The organism is Romboutsia sedimentorum (assembly GCF_030131845.1).
Lineage (GTDB): Bacteria > Bacillota > Clostridia > Peptostreptococcales > Peptostreptococcaceae > Romboutsia_D > Romboutsia_D sedimentorum.
Window position 1 is genome coordinate 256,722 of the sequence record NZ_JASKYM010000003.1, and the last position, 22,948, is coordinate 279,669.

Consider the following 22,948-nt stretch of genomic DNA (forward strand, 5'->3'; position numbering starts at 1 on the left):
TTTTAAGTGTTAGGTGAAAAAAATGAATGATAAAAATAAAAGAATTATTACGATATTTGTTTATATTAGTATTATGGGAATTGGTAATTACATAAACAGTAATATTTTATCAAAAAATAGAACTGATTTTGAGATACTATTAGTTTCTTTTATAATACAGTTTATAGGATCGCTTAGTATAATTTACATAGTAAAAAAATATTATGGATGGAAAAATATAGGGTTTAGTAAAATAAATTTAAAAAGCATAATATGGTTTATACCATATTTAATATTGATAACATTAATATTAACTGATTTTTTAAAATATATTTATATAAGTTCTTCATCATTTACCCACATTATGTGGGCGAAATTAGGAATAAATTTTATAGCAACTTTATTAGTAGGATTTTGTGAAGAAGTTATATTTAGAGGAATATTACTTACAAAGGTTAATCCAAAAGACAATATTTTAAAATTAATGATTTTAAGTACATTTTGGTTTGCCATTATACATGTTGTAAATATATTTATGGGAATGCCCTTAGGTTCTGTATTTGCTCAAATGATATATTCTGGGTTACTAGGGTTTTCATTTGTGTCTTTAGCAATTAAGTTGAATAATTTATGGCCCATAATAGCATTTCATTCTTTATGGAACTTTGTAGGGGTATCTTCAGTATTAGTTGGGTATAAATCATCAAATATTAGTTCGCTAATTGTAATTTTAAATATTATAGTAGGAACTATTTTATGGATATCAATTATAAAACAAGAAAAGAATAAGACTATAAATATTAATGAAACTAGAAAATTAACATAGTTATATATAGCATCCAATGTTTATATTGGATGCTATTTTGTATTTTCATATAAATATAAAAGGTATAGTATAAAAATGAGTTTGAATTAATCATATATATATAATAATATAGTAGATAGAACTTAATAAAAAAGAACGGTAAGGTGTATTAAAATGGAAGAACTAATAAAGGCAATTGATGAAATAACACAACAAGAAATTATAAAGTTGGTTATTAGCAACAAAAAAAGTAAAGATGTAGAGTACAACAAAATAAATGCGACTCTAAAAGAAAGTAATAAAAATCAATACTACCAAATAGAAAAATATACAGACAAGCAAGTATTTCATGAAAATATTGATAAAGAAGAATTAAAAGAAAAAATTATGGGGTATATAAAAGAAGATTATAAGCAGCTTGTAGCTTGGTCAGAGAGTACTACATTTGACTTTAAAATATCTAAAAAAGGAAAGGTATTTTTAGGGAAGAAAAAAGGTGATAATGCAAAACTTGCTAACAAAAGCCACAATAAAGAAAAAAATTATATATTAAAAGAAGGTATGATAATACAACCTCTTATAGATTTAGGTGTATTTACTAAAGAAGGTAAAGTAGTAAATTCAAAATATGATAAATATAAGCAAATAAATAGATTTATAGAAGTTATTGATGATGAGGTTAAAAAGAATGATTATAAAGAACTTACTATATTAGACTTTGGATGTGGAAAATCTTATTTAACATTTGTACTTTACTATTATTTTGTGGAGATTAAAAAAATTAATGTTAAAATGATAGGATTAGATTTAAAGGAAGATGTTATTCAAAAATGTAATGAAATAGCTAAAAGATATAATTATGAAAATTTAAGTTTTGAATTAGGTGATATAAATGGATTTAAGTATAACAATAAGGTGGATATGGTAATAACTCTACATGCATGTGATACAGCTACAGATTATGCTTTATATAATGCAGTAAAGTGGAATACTAAGATGATATTCTCAGTTCCTTGTTGCCAACATGAATTTAATGCTCAAATGAAATCTGAATCTCTATCATTACTTACAAAGTATGGAATAGTACAAGAAAGGGTAGCTGCGCTTATGACAGATGCAGTTAGAGCTAATTTATTAGAACACTTAGGATATAAAACACAACTTTTAGAATTTATAGATATATCACATTCTCCTAAAAATATATTAATTAGAGCTTCTAAAGGAAATATATCTAGTGAAAAAAGAGAAAAAGCTTTAGATGAAGTTAATAATTTAATGAATGAATTTAAATTTAAACCAACTTTATATAATTTATTAAAAGAAGATAATTTAATATAACACAAAACTGAGCACTAGTTTGTTAATAATATTTAGTTATAATACTAAAATAACAAATAAGTAGCTCAGTTTTTATGTTGTAATTAATTACTTTTTAAATCTAATTTGCTTTTAAAATAAGGTAATTTTAAGAGATGAGATAAGAGATAATTAGCAGATAACCCCACGAATATACCTGTACCAATACCTACCCCAGATAAAATAGGAAGGTATAAAAACATATTAAAATTATTTAGTATAAGTGAAGCTGCAAGTAACTGACCTACATTATGAAAAACAGCAGCAGATGCGCTAACACCTATTATAGATACATGTTTGCCACCAAGTTCCTTGACTACAAGAGTAGCTATAAAGCTTAAAATTCCTCCAGTTGCGCTATATAGTAGCATAGATACATTGCCACCAAGCATAGATGCCAAAAACAACCTTAAAAGTAGTACAGCAAAAGAATCTTTATAACTATCTAATGTATAAACCGATATTATTATAACTAGGTTGGCTAAGCCCAATTTAGCACCAGGAGTTATAAATGGTACAGGTATCATACGTTCAATTAAAGAAAGTATCAAAGCCATAGATACAAGTAATGACATATAAACCATTTTAGAAGTTTTATTTAATTTCATAATATTAATGTGACAGTATCATATCAGATGAACTATCCTTTTCATCTCCTTTAATTTCTATTATTAATTTATGAGGAAGGCATATAATGCTTTGCCCCACTTTAGATGAAATCCCTTGATTAACACATAAAGAATCTTTACAATCAGCATCCACTATTTGTATTGTATCATCTTTTACTAAGATGGTATTTTTTCCATATTTAGTTTTTATAACAAATGTTTTTTCTCCCTTAAATGACGATAAAGGTATATTATCATAAAATTTACCTGCAAGTGTTATATTAGCATAGGTTGTACTTAAATCAGCAGATAATGTTTTTGAAAATATAAGCTGTGGAATAAAGGATAAAACTATAAGAAATAAAATGATAACTATATCAAGCTTTTTCAAAGTTTTCATTAAAAAGTTCTCCTTAAAATTTAATTAATAAAATATAAAAGTTTTACTAACTAAAGTTTAAGTTATTTAGAAGCAATTTAGCAAGATAAAAATTATATATGCGTTAAAAAGTACTAATAGAAGAGAATAAAAAAGGTGTATAATATATTACATAAATAATAAAACTTTATCAAAAGGGAGAGTATTATGAAGAAAAAGACAATTCTTATGGTTATAATTTTTGTTTTAGCTATCAATTTAGCTGGGTGTAAATCTACAAAGTCAAATGAACCAATAACGAGAACTGAATTAATGATGGGAACAGTAATCAAAGTCACTTTATATGAAAATGAAAGTCAAAAAATATTAGATAAAGTATTCAAACGCATAAGTGAGATAGAAAATTTAGTTAGTATCAATAAAAATGGAACAGAGCTTGATAAACTAAATGAAAATGCAGGAATACAGAAAGTGAAGCTTAGTGAAACTAGTTATGATATTATTAATAAAGGATTAGAGTATTCAAAATTGTCTAATGGAGGATATGATATTTCTATTGGACCTTTAGTTAAACTATGGAGTATAGGACTTCCAGAAGCAAAAGTACCAACTAAAGAAGAGGTAGAAGATACTATAAATTATGTTGGCTATTCTAAGATTCAGATGAACGATTCTACTCATGAAGCATTTTTAACACAAAAAGGAATGATGTTAGACTTAGGAAGTATAGCTAAGGGGTATGCTACTGACGAAGTTGCTAGAATTTTAAAAGAAGATAATGTTAAGAGCGCTATTATTGATTTGGGTGGTAACATATATGCATTAGGTTCAAAAGAAGAAAATGAAAAATGGAATATAGGTATTCAAGACCCATTTGATAGTAGAGGTAACGTAGTTGGATCAATTGAGGTTTCTGATAAGTCAGTTGTTACAAGTGGTGTTTATGAGAGGTTTATCGAAAAGGATGGAGTTAAATATCATCATATATTAAATCCAAAAACAGGATACCCTTATAAAACAGAAATAGCAGGTGTATCAATAGTAGCACAAAAATCAATCGATGCAGATGCACTATCAACTTTAATATTTACAAAAGGATTAAAAGAAGGATTAAAGTTAGTAGAAGATATAGAAAATGTAGATGCAGTTTTCATAACAAAAGAAAAAAAAGTGTATACAACAAAAGGATTAAAAGACAATCTTAAATTAATGAATAAAAAATTTGAACTTGGTAATTAATAATAAAATTAGAGAAAATTAAAAAAATGCTTGCATTATCATTTTGATAATAGTAAAATAGTTATTATCAAAATGATAACAAATAGGAGGCAAGTTTATGGACAGTACATTTTTTTCACAATTTATAATGATAACAGATATAAAAACAGTAATATTTATTATCGCATTAATAGGATTATTATTCTTAACAAGTAAGATAAAAAGCAAGCTTAATTTTACCAAGTTGATGATAGTATCTACTTTATTGGGTATAGGTTTAGGAATTATAATTCAATATGTAGCAAAATTCCCACAAGATCCATCTAAAATAGCTTGGATAACTGAAGTTTCAAAATGGTATGGATTAATTGGATACGGATTCATGGATCTTTTAAAAATGTTAGTAGTACCTTTAGTATTTGTATCAATTATAAGAGTTATAATGAATATGAATGAAGGTGAAAATTTATCAAAATTAACATCAAGATCAATAATTATGTTATTAGGAACAACAGCTATAGCAGCAATAATAGGAATAATAGTAGGTAATTTACTTAACCTAGGAGTAGGTAGTCAAGTAGTAAAAGCTACAGAACAAATAAGAGAAATATCACCGATAGTAGATACTTTAAGAGGGTTATTACCATCAAATCCTGTAAAAGCTATGGCAGAAGCTAATATAGTAGCAATAGTAATATTTGCAGTATTTATAGGTTTAGCGATAAAAAGACTTAACAAAAAATATTCTAGTATTATAAAACCACTTACAGATTTAGTAGAGGCATTTTATAAAGTAATAGTAAGTGTAGCAATAACTATCATAAAGTTTATGCCTTACGCAGTAATAGCTTTAATGGCGAATACTATAGCAGAGAATGGTATACAGTCAATATTTGGAGTAGTAGACTTTATAATAGCTCTTTATATAAGTGTTGCTATAATGTTTATTATACATTTAGCAATAATTTGGATAAATGGATTAAATCCAAAGACATATCTAAAAAGTGCGTCAAAAGCATTAATACTAGGATTTACATCTCGTTCAAGTGTAGGAACATTACCTGTAACTATAGAGACTTTAACAGATAATGTTGGAGTTGATTCAGGAACTGCAAGTTTCGTAGGTAGCTTAGGTTCTAATATGGGAATGAATGGATGTGCAGGAATATACCCAGCATTAATGGCAGTTACTATAGCTAATATGGCAGGGATTGAAATGAACTTTAGTTTCTATGCTATGCTTGTAATAGTTGTAACTATAAGTTCTTTAGGAATTGCGGGAATACCTGGAACTGCAACAATGGCAGTATCGGTAGTTATATCAGGAATGGGAATGGGAGCATATTTCCCGCTTGTAGGAGGTATCATAGCAATAGACCCAATATTAGATATGGGACGTACTATGTTAAACGTGAATGGAACAATGACTACTGCTATAACTGTAGCAAACTCATTGGATAAGATAGATAAAAGTAATATAAAGAGTGTATAAAATAATCCTATGAAAATTAGTGAATATTAATTTTCATAGGATTATTTCTTTTTATTTAGCTAATATATAATTATATATTAGCTAAATAAGTAGTACTAACATAAGCAAATTGATTGTTAAACTTTATTCTAGTCCATCCAGAATTTAAATGATATACAATTTCAACTTTATCACCATTTCTTAAATTACCCACTATATTTTCAGAAGATGAAGGGCCTTTTCGTACATTTAACATATAAGTATCACATTTCATAAAGTTATTAGCTACAGGTGTTGAAACGATAGCTGATAAATACTGACTACTAACATAACCAAATTGATTATTAAATCTTATTTTAGACCAGTTGTTATTTAGTTTCTCAACAACTGTTACTTTAGCACTTTTATTAAGGTGCCCAATAACACTTTCAGAAGTAGATGGTCCTTTTCTAATATTTAAAGAAGTAGTATTACATACCATAGTTGTTAATGCATCAGAAACTTCATTTGAACTAGAGTTATTATTAGAATTAGTATTAACTTTAATTAAGTATTGAGAACTAACATATCCATATCCACTATTATACTTTATTCTAGACCATCCATTGTTAGTCTGATAAACAACGTAAACTCTATCTGTTTTATCAATTTTACCAAGTATAGATTCAGAAGTAGAAGGACCTTTTCTTACATTTAATGAATTTACATTACACTCCATAAGTATAGTTTCAGTATTGTTATTATTATTTTCTTCAGATGGAGGTTTGATTACTGACAATTGCTCCTTAATATATTGAGAAGATACATATCCAACAGTACCATTATATTTAACAATCGCCCATATATCTGAATTCTCTAATACTTCAATAGTGCTGCCTTTTGCTATAGTTAATATTATTGAATTATTTGTACTAGGGCCAGTTCTTAAATTAAGATTTTGCAAAGTCTCAGCTTGTAATACTTGAGCATGGCTATTAAGTATACTTCCTAAAGTTAATGTTGCAGCTCCAATAGAGCATAGGGATAATTTTTTTAATTTTTTCATTAGTGTGTCTCCAATCTATGGTTTAAAATTATGTTATTAGATATTTTTATATAATATAGAAAATTAATAATAATTGTATGTATATTATTAATTTTCTATATAATTATTATAGTTATGGTGGTGGCTGTGCCCGTAGTTTATATTTTGATGATTATTATGTCCAGGGGATATATGATTATTTGGACGGTTATGGCTATTATTATCAACATCAGTATTATTAGTGGAATCGTTTTTACCACTATTGTTATTGGCATTAGCGGAGTTATTTTTACCACTATTGCTATTGGCATTAGCGGAGTTGTTTTTACCACCATTGCTATTGCCATTAGAGGAGTTACTGTTACCACTATTGCTATTGCCATTAGAGGAGTTACTGTTACTACCCTTGCTATTGTTATTAGATGAATTGCTGCTACCACTATTACTATTGTTATTAGATGAGTTGCTATTACCGTTACCTTTAATAGTAGTGGAATTATTATTAGTAGATCTATCAGTATGTTCAGAGTTAATATTTTTATTAGAATATTCATTAACAGAATCAACTTTAGTTTTTGGATCTGAAATATTGGTATTAGTATCCTTAGAAGTATTGTTTCTAAGTTCTAAAATCTTATTTTCTATGTTTATAATAGATATGTTTTTATAATCGTTTATTACAGTAATAGAATCTAAAGATTTAAGTTCTTCAACTAATGTATATTTACTAACTGTAAAACCAAAGTTTTTTGCTTCTAATCTTTTATTAAAATCAGTATTTGAAGATATAATGTTTGCTTCAATAGACTTACTTTTTAAAGTATTATTAACAGTGTTTTTTAAATCAGTTTGAAGAGTTTTTCTAATAGTTAAATTATTAGATATAGTAGCAAAAGTAATAACTGAATTATTATTATCTAATAAATACTTTTTACTTATGGCAGATGAAATGATATTGCTTATAGCTTTATCAACAGTAATATTACGTTTATCATTGTTATCTAATAAAATTTCACCATCTGAATTATATGCTTCGTAAGAAATAACTTTTTTAAATTTATTTATAGATAATTCAATGCTAGGGTTTATATCGAGTGATACATAAGCTACTGGAGTTGTAGTAGAAATATATCTTCCAGTTCCGGTTACGAGTATAAAAATAGTCATAATCATTGCGAACCCTCTATTAACAAATAGAGAACTAAAAATATTTTTTAATTTATGTAATATATTTTTATTATTTTCAAATTGTAACTGTGATCTTGATTTTACAGAATTCATAATTCGTTTTTTTACATTTTTGTCTATATGCATGTCAAAGTCTTGCTCTAATAGTAATGATGTTTCAGATATATTCAAATTATCTAAAATATCTAATAATTTATCTTCCAATTACAAAATCCCCCTTAAAATATCTAATAATTTATCTTCCAATTACAAAATCCCCCTTAAAATATTTTTTAATTTATTAATACATCGAGATGATTTTTTATCTATTGTATTAACCTTTAACCCCAAAACTTTAGATATGTCCTTAGAACTTTCTTTAAAATAGTATTTTCTAATGATTATTTCGCTATCAGGTTCCCCTAGGGATGTAATAGCTTGAATTAATAATTTATTTCTTTCGTTAGTTGAAACTGAATCAGAAACAGAATCAAAATCATTAAATAAGTTTTCATTTAATGATTCTATTGGTATTTGAACATCTATAGACTTTTTTGATTTTCTATATACGTCTATAGCCTTTCGCTTAGCAATAACAGATAGAAGAGACTTGATACTACCTTTATCTAGGTCTATTTTATCTCTATAATTAAATACATAAAAGAATACATCGCTGACACATTCTTCTATATCTTCATTAGGAAGTATGCTGTATAGCTGATTGTAGACTATAGTATATACAAGCCCCATATAAGTATCCATCATTAGATGAAGACCTTTTTCGGGTTGACTGTGTAGAGCGTTTAATAATTTAATGTCTTGAACCAAATTTTACCATCCTCCTAAATATATATAGTGCACACTATATATATTCGAATAAATTTTACAAAAAATGACAATAAATACTGGTTAAATTTCTATTTTTTGTAATTCATAGATAATATTAAATTTAATGTAAAATATTGATAAAATAAACAGGAAAAATATGTAAAATAAAAAACATAAAAAAGAAGTAGAGTGAAATTTTCACAACTACTTCCTTAATATAATGTCTCTTATGAATAAATTATTATATAAAAACTTATTTTCTAAGATTGTATGAACTTATAAGATTGTCTAGTTTGAATTTTGGATAAATAGGTTTAGTCTTCCATACAGAGCTACTAAGAAGATAATGGCGATATTCCTCAGTACCTTCTTTGAAATATTTACTTATAGATAATTCTAGCATATCTTCTTTATTGCTAAAATTCATATAATCTAAATAAGAATTTTTTAAATTTGGGTTTTCAATAGTAAGATTATAGAATTTTCTTTCGACCATTTTTAATTCTTCTAATAAGCTTTTAGTTCTTGAATCTAATTCATCATTTATGTAACTAAAATCCCTAGAGCTATTAGTTAGATCAGACATTATATCATATTGTAGATTTTTTATTTTTCTATTTAGCATAAAAGATAAGCAGAATAATTCCCCTAATTCTTTTTCTTTTTCATACTCACCTTTTAAAAGAAGTCTTATTGAAGATAAATCTTCACAAGAAAATATTTTTAATTGAGTCCCTTTATTAAATACAATTTTTAATGGGAATTTTAAATCTTCAACTGTAGTAGTTTTACTTAAGATGCTATCTTCTACAATAAAAAATTGGCTATTTTCATATATAGCAAAATTCTTACCATAATTGTAGTAAAGTGTTTTCGTAGGAACTATGTCACCAAGATTAAATTCTATTAAATTTTCATTACTTTTTAAAACCTCACCATGCTTGTTTAATGTCGGATAGTAAAAACATTCAAATATCATAATGTGCCCCCTAATACCTATTAAAAATTTATCAATCATAATAATTATAACTCTAAAAAGCACTCTTGTAATAAATTTACAGAAACATTTTATATATATGCAAATATTTGATGAAATTTTCATTATTTGTCATGATAGCATGAAATAATAGTCATATTTAGAGCATGGGAAATATTTCAAATTATTTGTGTTATAATTGTATTAAATGAAATAAAAGGAGATATTATGAAAATTTTAATAGATGCTGATGGATGTCCTGTTGTGGATGAGACTATCAAAATTGCAAGTAAGTATAATATAGAAGTGATAATAATGTGTGATACATCTCATACTTTTAATAAAGATGGAGTACAAACTATAATTTTATCTAAGGGAGCAGATTCAGTTGATTTTGCGTTAGTTAATAGAGTAAACAAAGGAGATATAGTTGTAACTCAAGATTATGGATTAGCAGCTATGGTACTTTCAAAAGGAGGACTAGCTATAAACCAAAATGGAAGAGTTTATGATAATAATAATATAGACCAATTATTACTTACAAGACATCTTTCTAAAAAAATGAGAAGTGCTGGCGTAAGAAGTAAAGGTCCTAAGAAAAGAACTAAAGAAGATGATAGAAGCTTTGAAGAAGGCTTAGTTAAATTATGTGAAAATATTATAGTTAACTAAAATAAGGTGGTGGGGAAGTATGGAAGATTTTATTATGTTTTTAGTAGGTGTAGGGGTGCTATTTTTAATAGGTTTTAGTATAGCACTATATGACCATATAAGTAGGCTAAAGTACATAAAGAAAAAGATAGTAGCAAACTACGGTAAGGAAATAGATTTAGAAGAAGTAGATATAAAGATTGATAGTGTATCTAGTTATTTTAGAAATAAAAAAATTAAATCAGCAATAGATGACATAACATGGAATGACCTTAATATGGATGATATTTTTAAGAAGATAAACAATACGCAAAGTAGTGCAGGGGCAGAAGTTTTATATGATATATTAAGGAATCCATTATATGAAAATGAAAAATTAAATAAAAGAGATAAACTTATAGAGTACTTTAGAAATAACGAAAAAGAAAGGAAAGAAGTTCAATACATATTAGGAAAGCTTGGTAAAAGTAAGGATATGTATACAACAAGCTGTTTGTTTAATAAATTAGACTTGAGTAAAAATAGGTTACTTCAATATAGAATATTGTCATTAATACCATTTTTAAGTTTGATACTTGTATTTTTTAACAGATACTTTTTAATATTACTTGCATTATCAGTAGTATATAATGTTTATTTGAGCCAAAATAATAAAAAATATAAATATAATACAGATGGATTTACATATATAATATCTATTGTTAATGCTGCAAATAAAATAAAAAATATGAATATAGAAGTAATTAATAAAAATTTAAACAGTATAGAAAATGATTTAGAAATGGTTAGAAAAATAAGAAAAAAATACATAAATTCAAATCCAAATAACTTAATGGCAGATATAAATATATTGAGCGAATATACTAAAATGATAGCCCTTAGTGATTTAATAGCTTATGAAAAAGTAAAAAATACAGTAATAAAAAGAAGTGATAACTTTAAAGCTATATATGAATTTGTAGGAAGTATAGATGCGATAATAGGTATGTCATCTTTTAGAGACAGCTTAAAATATTACTGCATTCCAAAATTAACAAAGAGTAATTTTAAAAGTGAAAATAACATAGAATTTATAGATATATATCATCCATTAATAAAGAATCCAGTAGAAAATAGCGGTGATTTTTCACAAGGAATATTATTAACGGGGTCTAATGCATCTGGTAAATCTACATTTATAAAGATTGTAGCAATAAATGCAATATTATCTCAAACTATATACACTGCTTGTGCTAAAAACTATAAATCATCTTTCTTTAATATATATACTTCAATGGCTTTAAAAGACGATATATTTAGCAGTGAAAGTTATTATATAGTAGAGATAAAATCTTTAAAAAGAATAATAGATAATATGAATGAAGATATACCTTGTTTGTGTTTTGTAGATGAAATATTAAGAGGCACTAATACAATAGAGCGTATATCATCATCTTGTGAGGTTTTAAGTTACTTGGGCAGAAGTAATTGTATATGTTTTGCAGCGACTCATGATATTGAACTTACGCATTTATTAGATGATTCATTTGAAAATTATCATTTTGAAGAAACTATAACTAATAAAGATATAAAATTTGATTATAAATTACATAAAGGAAGATCTCAAACTAGAAATGCAATAAAATTGTTGGAATTTATGGGGTACGATGAAAATATAGTATTAAATGCAAATAACAGAGCAAAGAACTTTTTAGAAACTGGAAAATGGCAAATATTAAATAGAGAAAATAGTTTAAATGCAGATTAAAATTATTTGAAAATGTACACAATCATAGTATAAAAATTTTAAGGGGGTAAAATATGATTGTGTTAAGTAGAGAAAATATTATACAAGGTCTTATTGAATTGAGAGCAGAAGAAGAAAATGAAAATAAATTAATAATTGATAATATAAAAGATATAATAAACAAAAAAGAGATCGATAATTTAGAAAAATTAAGATTAATAAACAATGAATTAAGTAAAGTTTTATCAGCATAATCAAAATATGCACATATTAATTTTAAAAGATTAAAAATATTCAGAAAAAAATGTTGATAAGTCTAATTAATTGTGAACAACTAATATATAAAAAAAAATTAAAAATAATAAATGTTGCTTATTTTAATATAATATAAATAATTGATGTACATATTTAAACATAAAATAAAACTATATAAACTTAAATTTTGAAACTATATTTAGCATTTAGGTTTGATAAAAAAAGAGTATAAGTAAAATTCTTAAATATAATTTTACTTATACTCTTTTTTATTAACTCATAAATTAATAGATAGCTGTATAAAATTTAAGTATAAGGAAAAAGTTTTCCACTGTATTAATGTTAATTTGTGGATAAAATAAAATTCTGTGTGGAAAAAAATGAAAAATATAAACAATTTATCCACAGGAACTATAAATGTTATATAAAGTTTATACAATGATATAAATTTAGAAAAATATATTTTTAAGGAGGGAAAATATGGAGGATTGCAAAATACACAAAAATCAAATATATGTAACTTTATTTTTATGTATAGTTCCTATAATTATATGTGCAATTACTTAGATTGAATTAACAAAAGCAATGAGTAGTGAATTTTTTATGTCTCCATATATATTATTATTACCTATATTAATAATAGTTTTGTCTGTAGTAGGAGTGAAATCTACATATTGTATGTGGGCAGGTATTATAGGTGGAGGCATTGTTAGTATTATTTATAAAAGAGCTGGTATTTTAAAAGTATTAAATGAAACTTTAGTTACAGGAGTTTCTTGTGTAGAATATGCACCGTTTGTTATACTTTGTTTTATAGCACCAATGATAACAACATTGTCTACATTTAATAATAAAAATTGAAACTAGGGAGGTATATATGAAAAATTTTTTTGATAAAACTAAGATATTAAACATGAATATGAAAAATAGATTTTTTAGAAGTGCTGTGTGGGAAAATCTATCAGATGACAAAGGTCATTTAACTGAAAAGTTAAAATTAGTATATGAAAATTTAGCTAAAGGTGGAGTTGGAACAATAATAACAGGATATGCTTTTGTGCGCGAAGATGAACAGCCAAATCCAGGAATGATGGGAATATATGATGATTCATTTATAGAAGAATATAAAGAATTAGCTAATATAGTTCATACAAATAAAAGTAATATAATAATGCAAATAGTTTATGGTGGATTTATGACTAGTTTTAATGTTGGAAAAAGGACTATATGGGGACCATCAACTATGAAATGTGAGACAACTGGTGCTATGGCTAAAGAAATGAGTAAGGAAGAAATAAAACTTTTAATAATTGATTTTGCAAATGCAGCTTTAAGAGCAAAAAAAGCAGGCTTTGATGGTATTCAAATACATGCTGCCCATGGATATTTACTTAGTCAGTTTTTATCACCTTATTACAATAAAAGGGAAGATGAGTATGGTGGGAATATAGAGAATAGAGGAAGAATAATATTTGAAATATATGAAGCTATAAGGGGACTTGTAGGAAAAGAATTCCCTATACTTATAAAGTTAAATTCTGAAGATGGAATAAAAGAAGGTGGTCTTACAAGGGAAGATAGTATATATGTAGCTAAAAAACTAGCAGATTTAGGAATAGATGCGATAGAGGTAAGTGGAGGAAATGGAGCAATAAAGAAAGTAAGAGAAAATGGTTTAGGTGCAGGGAGAAGTAATATACCAAAACAAAATGAGTCATATTTTAAAGAGTATGCAACTCAATTAGCTAAACAAATAAATATACCAGTAATATTGGTAGGAGGAAATAGACATTTAGATGTTATGCAGGATTTATTAAACAATACTAATATACAATATTTTAGTTTAGCAAGACCATTAATATGTGAGCCAGATTTAATTAATAAGTGGGTTCTTGGAGACATAAAACCACCTAAGTGTGTTTCCTGTGGAAAATGCTACAAATCAGGAGACGAATCATGTATATTGAATAATAAATAAATACATATTATTAGTATTAATATAAGTGTTTATGTTCATTGGAAAGTAAAAATAGTTTATAATAAAAATAAAACAAATTATGGAGGAAATAAATGAAATTTAAATTTTGTCACAATAATTTTAATGTATTAGATCTTGAAAAGAGTTTAGAATTTTATGAAAAAGCGCTAGGTCTAAAAGAAGTAAAAAGAAAAGTAGCAGATGATGAAAGTTTTATATTGATATACTTAGGTGATGGAGAAACAACTCATACTCTAGAATTAACATGGCTTAGAGATTGGGAAAAACCATATAACTTAGGAGACAATGAATTCCATCTAGCTTTAAGAGTAGAAGATTTTGACGGTGCATACAATTTACATAAAGAAATGGACTGTATATGTTATGAAAATAAAGAAATGGGAATATATTTTATAGCTGACCCTGATAACTATTGGATAGAAATACTTCCAATGAATAAGTAGTAATCAAAATGCATCAAATTTTATTTGATGTGTTTTTTATTGACTCAACAGATAAGAAAGGTTAATAATATAATATACAAATCAAAAATAGTGAGGTATATATTATGAATAAAAATATTGTAGCAGTTTGCGAAAATGAAGCAAGTGCAAAAGCATTACAAGAATCAGGGAAAGAATTAGGATTTAATATTAAATGCGAAATACAAAATAAGTCTAATATACAAAATGAAATTTCAGCAAAAGAAATAAGTGAATCAGCAACTGTGTTATTTGTTATAAGTTATGAAGTAGAAGATATACAAAATATAGAAAGATTTATAGATCGTGAATATTACGAAGTAGAGCCAAAGTTTGTAATAGATAATGCTAAGGCAGTGCTTAAAGAAATCTCATCAGAATTAAATTAATAAAAAGTAAAAGCTCAGAATTATTCATCTGAGCTTATTTCCATTAAGACATCTCTTAAATTTTCTAATGATGAATTTAACTTGTTGAGTTGCTCATCTGGTAAGGTTGATAACCTTTCTTTTATTGAAGAATGAACTTGCTTAAATTTAGCCTCTAAATGTTTTTCGCCCTTTTGTGTCAAAGCTATATTTATTATCCTACGATCCTTTTTATCTGGTATTCTCTCAATCATTTCCTCATCAATAAGCCTAGCAAGAAGCTTAGTCATGTTAGGAGTAGATATAAAAAGTCTTTTAGCTACATCAGAAATTGGTAATTTGCCGTTATCTTTAAGAACAACCATTATTTGAAAATGTGAATGATTTAAAGAATCATGTGGAAAACCACAATTACGTTTTATAAGCTTTTTTTGAAACAATGGCATGATAGTTACAAAGTTTTGAACTATCGAATCTAGTTTAGGATCCCTCATCTCCTATTACCTCCATAAATATTATTTTTTATCACGTAGGAAAGTACATTTATTTTAAATTATGCACAACTATAATTCTTATATATACTTAAATAAAATTACTATTTAAAGTATTCAAATAATGTTTTACTTTCATATGAAATTTAATAATCAATATACTTTAAAATTTAATATAATAAAATATTGACTTTTATATAAAATCCTATATACTTAAAAAGTACAATAGTTAAAAAGTATAACTATTAATTAGTATAACTATTAATATTATACACTAAAAAGAATTTAAATGTAACAAAATATAATGCAAAAGCAAATGCTTGCACATTATACCTAAAAATTAAATCAAATGGAGGCGAGATTGAGCAATGTTTAAGATATTAAGATATTTAAAGCCATTCGTAGTGTCAATTATTGCAGTAGTTGCACTTTTAGTAGTTCAAGCGATGTGTGACCTTTCATTACCAGATTACACATCAAATATTGTTAATATAGGTATTCAGCAAAATGGTATAGAAAATGCTGTTCCTACTGTAATTCGAGAAAAAGAGTTAAATAAATTAAAGATTTTTATGAATGATAGTGAAAAGAATAAAGTGGAAGCTAGTTATGACTTGTTGGATAAAAATGAGTTAAGCAAGGAAGAGTATGATAAGGAAGTAGAAAAATACCCTTCTTTTAAAAAAGAAGCTTTATATAAACTAGATACTAAAGATGAAGAAAAGATAGATTCTCTTAATAAAATAATGAGTAAATCTATGGCTAGAGTTTCAGGAATAGAAATGGCAAGTGAAAAGGGAGTAATACCAAATATTCCACCAAATATGGATATATGGACATTATTACCTCAAATGCCTAAAGAACAGATAAATAAAATGACTGAAGAAATTGATAAAAAGATAAATGGATTAGATGAAAATATGTTAACTCAATCATCAATTTACTCTGTAAAAAAAGAATATAAAGCAATTGGTATAGATTTAGATAAGCTTCAAACTAATTATATATTTAAATCTGGCGGAATAATGCTTTTAGTAGCACTTGTAAGTATGGCAGCGACAGTTACAGTTGGTTTCTTAGCAGCTAAAATTGCAGCTGGTATGGGTAAAAGCCTTCGTAAAGACGTATTTAGAAAAGTTGTAGGATTTTCAAGTATAGAATTTGATAAATTCTCAACAGCATCATTAATTACTCGTAGTACTAATGATATTCAGCAAATACAAACACTTATGGTTATGTTAGTAAGAATGGTATTTTATGCGCCAATACTTGCGATAGGTGGAGTAATAAAAGTATTAAGTGTAGATAATTCAATGGCATGGATAATAGGAGTAGCGGTAATTGCAATATTATCATTTGTATCGATTTTATTTGGATTAGCAATACCAAGATTTAAAATAGTTCAAAAGCTTGTAGATAAGTTAAACTTAGTAACACGTGAATCATTAACAGGTATGTTAGTTATAAGAGCATTTAGTACTCAAAAAACAGAAGAAAAAAGATTTGATGAAACTAATGAACTTCTTAGAAAAACAAACACATTTGTTAACCGTATAATGTCGATGATGATGCCTGTTATGATGCTTATAATGAACATTATAACAATAGTAATAGTATGGGTAGGAGCTCATAATATTGATGCTGGAACTATGCAAGTAGGGGATATGATGGCGTTTATACAATATGCTATGCAAATAATAATGGCATTCTTAATGATATCAATGTTATCTGTTATATTACCAAGAGCATCAGTATCAGCTACTCGTATAAATGAAGTTTTAGCTACAGATAGCTCAATAAAGGATGCTAAAGAACCAAAAAAATTAGGATCTGACAAAGATGGATATATAGAATTCAAAGATGTTTCATTCAAATATCCTGATGCTGAAGATAATGTTTTAAGTGATATAAGCTTTGTAGCAAAACCTGGTGAAACAACTGCATTTATAGGAAGTACAGGTAGTGGGAAATCAACACTTATAAACTTAATACCTCGTTTCTTTGATGCAACAGAAGGTGAAGTATTAGTTAATGGTAAGAATATAAAAGAAGTAAGCCAACATGAACTTAGAGAAAAAATCGGATATGTTCCACAAAAGGGTGTTTTATTCTCAGGAACTATAGACAGTAACATAAGATATGGAGCTGAAAATGCTAGTGTAGAAGTAGTAAATAAAGCTTCAAAAATAGCTCAAGCTATGGAATTTATAGAAAATAAAGCAGAAAAATTCAAAGCTGAAATATCACAAGGTGGTACAAATGTTTCAGGAGGTCAAAAGCAAAGACTTTCAATTGCTAGAGCATTAGCTAAAACTCCTAAAATATTTATATTTGATGATAGTTTTTCAGCACTAGATTTAAAAACTGATGCAAAACTTAGAAAAGAATTAAAATCTGAAGTTTCGGATTCAACAGTTCTTATAGTAGCGCAAAGAATAAGTACTATAATCAATGCAGATCAAATCGTAGTACTTGATGAAGGTAAAATGGTGGGTATAGGAACTCACAATGAGCTTATAGAAAATTGTGAAGTATACAATCAAATTGCACTATCTCAACTTTCAAAGGAGGAGTTAGCACATGAGTAATAAAAAAAGTGGACCAGGCGGTATGGGTGGACCTATGGGAGGAATGGCTGGAGGAGAAAAAGCCAAAGACTTTAAAGGTACTATGAAAAAGTTATTACAACATTTAAAACCATATAAATTAGCTATGATATTTGTTGTAATATTTGCAATAGGAAGTGCAGCATTTACTATAGTTGGACCAAAAATATTAGGAAATGCAACTACTGATATATTTAAAGGATTAGTCAATAAAGTTAGTGGAACTGGAAAGGGAATAGATTTTGATTCTATTTCAAGTACACTAATTATGTTGGCAGTATTATATGTTATAAGTGCGGTGTTCTCATTTGTTCAGACTTTTGTTACATCTGATATATCGCAAAAGGTTTCTTATAAGTTAAGAAAAGATATATCACAAAAGATAAATAAATTACCACTTAAATATTTTGATAAAAGTACACATGGTGAAGTATTATCAAGAGTAACTAATGACGTGGACGCTATAAGTCAAAATTTAAATCAAATATTATCACAAATGATAACATCAGTAACAACACTTGTTGGGGTTCTTATAATGATGTTATCGATAAGTGTAAGTATGACTGTTATAAGTTTAATAATTATACCAGTATCATTAATATTTATAATGTTAGTAGTTAAAAAATCTCAAGTACACTTTAAAAATCAACAAGAGTATTTAGGGCACACTAATGGTCATGTTGAAGAAATATATAGTGGACATAACATAATGAAAGCATTTAATGGGGAAGAAAAAGCAATAGCTGAATTTGAAGAATTAAATGAAACTTTATATAACTCAGCTTGGAAATCACAATTCCTATCAGGAATGATGATGCCTATAATGACTTTCATAGGTAACATAGGATATGTAGTAGTAGCTATAATGGGGGGATATCTTACAATAAAGAAAACTATACAAGTTGGGGATATACTATCATTTATACAATATACAAGATCATTTATGCAACCAATAGCACAAACTGCTCAAGTTGCTAATGTAATGCAAGCAACAGCAGCAGCAGCAGAAAGAGTTTTTGAGTTTTTAGAAGAAGCTGAAGAAAAAGAAGAAACTAAAAATCCAGTTTCAACAAAAGGTGCAAAAGGTGAAGTAGAATTTAAAAATGTTAACTTCGGATATGACGAAGACAAAACAATAATAAATGATTTCTCAATTAATATAAAACCAGGTCAAAAAGTAGCAATAGTAGGACCAACAGGTGCTGGTAAAACTACAATAGTAAAATTACTTATGAGATTCTATGAATTAAATAGTGGAAGTATATTAATTGATGGCCATGACTCTAAAGAATTCACACGTGATGACTTAAGAAAAATGTTTGGTATGGTACTACAAGATACTTGGTTATTCAATGGAAGTATGATGGAAAATATACGCTATGGTAGATTAGATGCAAGTGATGAAGAAGTAATAGATGCAGCAAAACTTGCTCATGCTCATCACTTTATCAAAACTTTATCAGATGGATATAATATGGAAATAAATGAAGAAGCAAACAACATATCTCAAGGTCAAAAACAATTATTAACAATAGCAAGAGCTATACTTGCAAATCCTAAGATATTAATATTAGATGAAGCAACAAGTTCAGTTGATACTCGTACAGAAGTGTTAATACAACAAGCTATGGAAAATCTTATGAAAGATAGAACTAGTTTTATAATAGCTCATAGATTATCAACAATAAAAAATGCAGATATAATATTAGTAATGAAAGATGGAGATATAGTAGAACAAGGAAGCCATGAAGAATTATTAAAAGCTAAAGGATTCTATGCTGATCTTTATAACAGTCAGTTTGAAGAAGTAGAAGCTTGTTAAGTAAGATGATATAAAAAACTAAAAGCATTAAGTTTAAATTTAAACTTAATGCTTTTTTTATTGGGAAATTTAATTATTTATAAAATATGAAAATATATCTTATAAATAGAGTTGACAGATTAAATAAAAAACTATACTATTGTATTAAGCAATTAATACAATATGTGAGGTGAGAAAATATGGATTGGGAATTGGATAATAATAGTCCCATATATATTCAGTTAGTAGAAATAATAAAGCTGAAAATAGTATCAAGTGAAATGCCGCCAGGATCTAAATTAAGTTCTGTTAGAGATATGGCACAAGAAGCTGGGGTAAATCCTAATACGATGCAAAAAGCATTAGCAGAACTTGAAAGGCAAGGATTAGTATATAGTCAAAGGACTAGTGGAAGATTTGTAACAGAAGATAAACAGAAAACAGCAGATATGAGAAAAGAAATTGCAGATTCAGAAATAAATAATTTAAAAGAAAAATTAAGTAAGTTGGGTTATTTAAAAGATGAAATAATTGAACTTATAAGTGAAAATTTAACCAATAGCTAGCTATATATAGCTTTTGATATAAATAAAAAAATATGAAATTATAATAAAAAAGGGGAACAATTAATGAATGATAATATAGTAGAATTTAAAAATATATATAAAAAATATGGAAACAAAGAACTTTTCACAGATATGAATTTAGATATTCCTAAAGGTAAGATAGTTGGATTATTAGGACCTAATGGAAGTGGAAAAAGTACAATGATAAAGTTAATGAATGGATTACTACACCCAGATAAAGGGGAAATTAATATAAATAATATGAAGCCTTCTATAGAAACTAAAAAAATAATTTCATATCTTCCAGAGAGAACTTATCTTAATGATTGGATGAAAGTTAAAGATTTAGTTGAATTTTTTGAAGATTTTTATTCTGATTTTGATAAAGATAAAGCTGAAGATATGATTAAAAGCTTAGATATAGATATAAATGAAAAACTAAAAACTATGTCTAAAGGAACAAAAGAAAAAGTTCAACTTATTTTAGTTATGTCAAGAAAATCAGATTTATATATATTAGATGAGCCTATTGGTGGAGTTGACCCGGCAGCAAGAGCTTATATATTAAAAACAATAATAAAAAACTATAGTGAAGAAAGTACATTACTAATAGCAACGCACTTGATAAGCGAAATTGAGAATATATGTGATGAAGTTATATTTATATCTAAAGGAAAGATAGTGCTTCAAGGGGATGTAGATGAGATAAGAGAAGAAAAAGGAAAATCAATAGATGCATTATTTAGGGAGGAATTTGAATGTTAGGAAAGTTATTGAAATATGAATTGAAATCTACTAGTAGAACTTTTATACCTATGTATGTAGCAATATTATTAGTAAGTGTTATAAATAGAGTGTTTATAAATACAGAGATGTTTAAAATAAATGGAATTGCATTAATGGTATTAGGTGCTCTTTTTGTTGCACTTGGAGTTTTAACTATAGTTGTTACTATACAACGTTTTAGAAAAAATCTTTTGGAAGATGAAGGATACTTGATGTTTACATTGCCAGTTAGTATAAAAAAGATAATACTTTCTAAATACTTAGTAACTATAATGTGGACATTTTTAAGTGGTATAGTGGCTATATTATCTTTTGCAATTATAATGAGTATTGATAGTGCGCAAGGATTTAAAGAATATTTAGATGTATTTAAAGTGGCATGGGAATCTTTATTTACAAATGACATATGGATAATAGTTATATCTTCAGCTATAAATTTCATTTCTGTGTATTCTATATTTATATTTAGTGTATATATTTCACTTTCAATGGGTCAATTACCTAAGTTTAATAAACATAGAAATATTGTAGCACTTATAACATTTTTCGTATTAAATACAATAATTAGCAATGTACTTTATTCTGCTAAGGACTTAATATTTAAGATTGTATCAAGTTATAAAGTGGAATATAGTATAGGACATATGATTACAAGTATAAATATAAATACAGCAATATATCTATTGGTGATTATAATTTTATTTAGCTTAATTAATTATATTCTAAATAGAAAATTAAATTTAGAATAAATAGACAATTATATTTATAAAAACTAATAAAGAGTTATACAAAGGATAAAGTCCCAAGTATAGCTCTTTAACAATGTTTAGAAGTGTTTGTAAATGTATATATATAGTATTATTTAAAAAAATATAAAAAAGTATTGACGAGATGAATTTATGATGGTATAGTTATACTTGTCCTTAAGAAAAGGGACAAAACGAAATTGAAAATGAACTTTGAAAATTAAACAGTAGGTTAATTTATAGAATTTGAAACAAACGAAACATAAAGCCAGATATATAACAGTATCTGAGCCCTAGATAAACTTTTATTTAAGAGTTTGATCCTGGCTCAGGATGAACGCTGGCGGCGTGCCTAACACATGCAAGTCGAGCGATTTACTTCGGTAAAGAGCGGCGGACGGGTGAGTAACGCGTGGGTAACCTGCCCTGTACACACGGATAACATACCGAAAGGTATGCTAATACGGGATAATGTACTTTTGTCGCATGGCAAAAGTATCAAAGCTCCGGCGGTACAGGATGGACCCGCGTCTGATTAGCTAGTTGGAGAGGTAATGGCTCACCAAGGCGACGATCAGTAGCCGACCTGAGAGGGTGATCGGCCACATTGGAACTGAGACACGGTCCAAACTCCTACGGGAGGCAGCAGTGGGGAATATTGCACAATGGGCGAAAGCCTGA

Annotated in this window: 23 protein-coding genes and 1 rRNA gene; 17 read left to right on the forward strand and 7 right to left on the reverse strand. The window is 26.9% G+C overall.

The genetic code is table 11. The features are described from left to right. Window positions 1-22 precede the first annotated feature (22 nt). Entirely contained in the window at window positions 23-805 is a 783-nt protein-coding gene (locus QOZ84_RS09375; protein ID WP_284132695.1) for a CPBP family intramembrane glutamic endopeptidase, read from the forward strand. Window positions 806-958: 153 nt separating this feature from the next. Further along, on the forward strand, window positions 959-2,122 hold the full coding sequence (locus tag QOZ84_RS09380; protein WP_284132696.1) for a class I SAM-dependent methyltransferase: 1,164 nt from the start codon (window positions 959-961) through the stop codon (window positions 2,120-2,122). A gap of 83 nt (window positions 2,123-2,205) precedes the next feature. On the opposite strand, the gene QOZ84_RS09385 is transcribed toward QOZ84_RS09380, so the two are convergent. Next, window positions 2,206-2,715: a Gx transporter family protein gene (locus QOZ84_RS09385; RefSeq protein WP_284132697.1), complete on the reverse strand. Its 510-nt coding sequence runs from the start codon at window positions 2,713-2,715 to the stop codon at window positions 2,206-2,208. Between the two features lie 37 nt (window positions 2,716-2,752). Further along, entirely contained in the window at window positions 2,753-3,148 is a 396-nt protein-coding gene (locus QOZ84_RS09390) for a NusG domain II-containing protein (RefSeq protein WP_284132698.1), read from the reverse strand. A gap of 186 nt (window positions 3,149-3,334) precedes the next feature. Between QOZ84_RS09390 and QOZ84_RS09395 the strand changes: the two genes are divergently transcribed. Next, window positions 3,335-4,366 carry an FAD:protein FMN transferase gene (locus QOZ84_RS09395; RefSeq protein WP_284132699.1) on the forward strand — a complete coding sequence of 344 codons (1,032 nt, stop codon included), beginning with the start codon at window positions 3,335-3,337 and terminating at the stop codon, window positions 4,364-4,366. 97 nt (window positions 4,367-4,463) lie between these two features. Continuing rightward, window positions 4,464-5,837: a cation:dicarboxylate symporter family transporter gene (locus tag QOZ84_RS09400; RefSeq protein WP_284132700.1), complete on the forward strand. Its 1,374-nt coding sequence runs from the start codon at window positions 4,464-4,466 to the stop codon at window positions 5,835-5,837. Window positions 5,838-5,907: 70 nt separating this feature from the next. On the opposite strand, the gene QOZ84_RS09405 is transcribed toward QOZ84_RS09400, so the two are convergent. The 4 genes from QOZ84_RS09405 to QOZ84_RS09420 form a co-directional block, all read right to left on the reverse strand. Continuing rightward, window positions 5,908-6,861: an SH3 domain-containing protein gene (locus tag QOZ84_RS09405; protein ID WP_284132701.1), complete on the reverse strand. Its 954-nt coding sequence runs from the start codon at window positions 6,859-6,861 to the stop codon at window positions 5,908-5,910. A gap of 87 nt (window positions 6,862-6,948) precedes the next feature. Further along, window positions 6,949-8,232: an anti-sigma-I factor RsgI family protein gene (locus QOZ84_RS09410; protein ID WP_284132702.1), complete on the reverse strand. Its 1,284-nt coding sequence runs from the start codon at window positions 8,230-8,232 to the stop codon at window positions 6,949-6,951. 42 nt (window positions 8,233-8,274) lie between these two features. Further along, window positions 8,275-8,835, reverse strand: coding sequence for a sigma-70 family RNA polymerase sigma factor (locus QOZ84_RS09415; protein ID WP_284132703.1), 561 nt, complete (start codon window positions 8,833-8,835; stop codon window positions 8,275-8,277). Window positions 8,836-9,088: 253 nt separating this feature from the next. Continuing rightward, window positions 9,089-9,814 carry a hypothetical protein gene (locus QOZ84_RS09420; protein ID WP_284132704.1) on the reverse strand — a complete coding sequence of 242 codons (726 nt, stop codon included), beginning with the start codon at window positions 9,812-9,814 and terminating at the stop codon, window positions 9,089-9,091. 225 nt (window positions 9,815-10,039) lie between these two features. Here QOZ84_RS09420 and QOZ84_RS09425 point away from each other — a divergent pair, with 225 nt between their 5' ends. The 7 genes from QOZ84_RS09425 to QOZ84_RS09455 all read left to right on the forward strand — a co-directional run bounded on the left by QOZ84_RS09425 (window position 10,040) and on the right by QOZ84_RS09455 (window position 15,292). Then, complete coding sequence (locus tag QOZ84_RS09425; protein WP_284132705.1) at window positions 10,040-10,483, forward strand: YaiI/YqxD family protein; 444 nt, start codon at window positions 10,040-10,042, stop codon at window positions 10,481-10,483. 19 nt (window positions 10,484-10,502) lie between these two features. Beyond that, the gene (locus tag QOZ84_RS09430; RefSeq protein WP_284132706.1) at window positions 10,503-12,209 is read left to right on the forward strand and encodes a MutS-related protein; all 1,707 of its coding nucleotides are present in this window, start codon (window positions 10,503-10,505) and stop codon (window positions 12,207-12,209) included. Between the two features lie 53 nt (window positions 12,210-12,262). Beyond that, on the forward strand, window positions 12,263-12,442 hold the full coding sequence (locus QOZ84_RS09435; protein ID WP_284132707.1) for a hypothetical protein: 180 nt from the start codon (window positions 12,263-12,265) through the stop codon (window positions 12,440-12,442). Window positions 12,443-13,046: 604 nt separating this feature from the next. After that, complete coding sequence (locus QOZ84_RS09440; protein WP_284132708.1) at window positions 13,047-13,304, forward strand: hypothetical protein; 258 nt, start codon at window positions 13,047-13,049, stop codon at window positions 13,302-13,304. A 16-nt stretch (window positions 13,305-13,320) separates the two neighbouring features. Next, complete coding sequence (locus tag QOZ84_RS09445) at window positions 13,321-14,421, forward strand: NADH:flavin oxidoreductase (protein WP_284132709.1); 1,101 nt, start codon at window positions 13,321-13,323, stop codon at window positions 14,419-14,421. Between the two features lie 92 nt (window positions 14,422-14,513). Then, complete coding sequence (locus QOZ84_RS09450; protein ID WP_284132710.1) at window positions 14,514-14,885, forward strand: VOC family protein; 372 nt, start codon at window positions 14,514-14,516, stop codon at window positions 14,883-14,885. A gap of 104 nt (window positions 14,886-14,989) precedes the next feature. Then, entirely contained in the window at window positions 14,990-15,292 is a 303-nt protein-coding gene (locus tag QOZ84_RS09455) for a PTS sugar transporter subunit IIBC (RefSeq protein ID WP_284132711.1), read from the forward strand. Between the two features lie 20 nt (window positions 15,293-15,312). Here the strand turns inward: QOZ84_RS09455 and QOZ84_RS09460 are convergent, their stop codons facing one another. After that, window positions 15,313-15,765: a MarR family winged helix-turn-helix transcriptional regulator gene (locus QOZ84_RS09460; protein WP_284132712.1), complete on the reverse strand. Its 453-nt coding sequence runs from the start codon at window positions 15,763-15,765 to the stop codon at window positions 15,313-15,315. A 365-nt stretch (window positions 15,766-16,130) separates the two neighbouring features. Between QOZ84_RS09460 and QOZ84_RS09465 the strand changes: the two genes are divergently transcribed. From QOZ84_RS09465 to QOZ84_RS09490, 6 genes are all read left to right on the forward strand, one after another. After that, window positions 16,131-18,350 (forward strand): ABC transporter ATP-binding protein, encoded by a 2,220-nt coding sequence (locus QOZ84_RS09465; RefSeq protein WP_284132713.1) that lies wholly within the window; start codon window positions 16,131-16,133, stop codon window positions 18,348-18,350. Beyond that, the gene (locus tag QOZ84_RS09470; protein WP_284132714.1) at window positions 18,343-20,190 is read left to right on the forward strand and encodes an ABC transporter ATP-binding protein; all 1,848 of its coding nucleotides are present in this window, start codon (window positions 18,343-18,345) and stop codon (window positions 20,188-20,190) included. The genes QOZ84_RS09465 and QOZ84_RS09470 overlap by 8 nt, the downstream gene beginning before the upstream one ends. A gap of 179 nt (window positions 20,191-20,369) precedes the next feature. Beyond that, a complete protein-coding gene (locus QOZ84_RS09475; RefSeq protein ID WP_284132715.1) occupies window positions 20,370-20,735 on the forward strand; it encodes a GntR family transcriptional regulator in 366 nt (121 codons plus the stop codon). A 63-nt stretch (window positions 20,736-20,798) separates the two neighbouring features. Next, window positions 20,799-21,500, forward strand: coding sequence for an ABC transporter ATP-binding protein (locus QOZ84_RS09480; RefSeq protein ID WP_284132716.1), 702 nt, complete (start codon window positions 20,799-20,801; stop codon window positions 21,498-21,500). Further along, the gene (locus QOZ84_RS09485; RefSeq protein ID WP_284132717.1) at window positions 21,494-22,270 is read left to right on the forward strand and encodes an ABC transporter permease; all 777 of its coding nucleotides are present in this window, start codon (window positions 21,494-21,496) and stop codon (window positions 22,268-22,270) included. Before QOZ84_RS09480 ends, QOZ84_RS09485 begins: the two co-directional genes overlap by 7 nt. 302 nt (window positions 22,271-22,572) lie before the next feature. Beyond that, window positions 22,573-22,948 (forward strand): 16S ribosomal RNA (locus QOZ84_RS09490); the annotation flags it as partial.